Genomic DNA, 1,348 nt, shown 5'->3' with positions numbered 1-1,348 from the left:
GTAATGCGCACCCTGCTGCAGCAGCGCAGCGGTCAGCTCAGCATCGCCCAGCTGCGCCATGCCGGTCGCACCCAATGCGCCCAAAGCTCCGGCCAATGCGCCCCATTTCACCACCAGGAAGGCAGAGACATGCGGCATCATCGCGATGGTGACAGCGGCGATATGGTCGGTCTTCACCGAATGCGCGGTGTTGGTCACCAGGCTGAGCGCCACAAAAACCAGAACCGGCGCGGCAGCCGCCACGGGGATCAGGTTGTTGAGGAACGCGAGAAGGCCAAAGAAGGCGGCAAAGGGGATCACCAGGCCAACGCCGATGATATAGCCCGAGCGCGCGCCCATGCGTTTATAGGCCGGATGGCCGATATAGGCGGTGGTCGGGAACGGCGAGCCGAACACGGCGCCGATCATGGTGCCGACGCCGTCGGTCACCTGGCACAGGCCGACCGGGTAATGGTCACCCGCGGCTTCGGCGCTTTCGACGTTGTTCATGGTCTCGATGAAGTTGTAGATCTGCACCGGCACCAGCACCAGGAACAGCTCCGGGTTGGCAAACAGATGCTGGATACCGGCAATCAGGTCACCGAAATAGGGGACCGGCAGGTAAACGCCCACACCCTCGAACGAGACCGAAGCCTTGCCCATGCCAAGCGCCACAACGGTGCCCACAATCAGCGCCAGCAGACCGGCGGGGATGTTGAACGGCAACCGGTGACGGCCCACCAGGCCCCACAGGATGATGATCATCGAGGCAAAACCGATGAACGGATCCTCGAATATCGTCGCCAGCGGCACGGTGCCGATGAACACTAGCGCAATGCCGCACAGCGTGCCCAGCATACCGGCACGCGGGGTCACCCGCTTCAGCCAGGGGCCGACGATGGCACCAAGGCCAGCGACGATACCGCCCATGAAGCCCGCGCCAATGCCCACCTGCCAGGCCAGCATCGCGTCATTGGTCGACCAGTAGATCGGCCCGATCACCCCGAACAGGTAAACAAACATCACCGGGGTCGAGATGCCATAAGGCAGCGCGGTCACGTCGCGCCCTTCTTTCTCGGCGGTATGTTTGGCCAGCCAGGTGTAAACCGCGACACCTGCCAGGATCGCCACTGCGGCGCCGGGCACGATGCGGCCGAACACGATGTCCGCCGGCATGTTGAAGACAAACTGACAGATGCCGGATAGCACGATCAGGTTGATCAGGTTGTCCGTGAATAGCGCCCAGAATGCACTGAAGTCATTCCGCGCGAACAGTTTGTACGTATAGCTCCGCCCTGTGGTCATGGCGGCCTCCTCCTATCAGAGGACGCAGTCCTTAACGGCTGAATACTCCAGCCGTTTCTCCCTC

General features: G+C 62.2%; 1 protein-coding gene. It reads right to left on the bottom strand.

Translation table 11 applies throughout. The annotated features are described in order from the left end of the window. On the bottom strand, nt 1-1,284 hold a 1,284-nt coding region (locus A2I95_RS38415), incomplete at its 3' end, for a xanthine/uracil/vitamin C permease (RefSeq protein ID WP_291737655.1). Nucleotides 1,285-1,348 lie beyond the last annotated feature (64 nt).

It is taken from the genome of Leisingera sp. F5 (assembly GCF_001593695.1).
The sequence above is the reverse complement of the archived record's forward strand: the minus strand, read 5'-3'. Positions and strand labels throughout refer to the sequence as shown.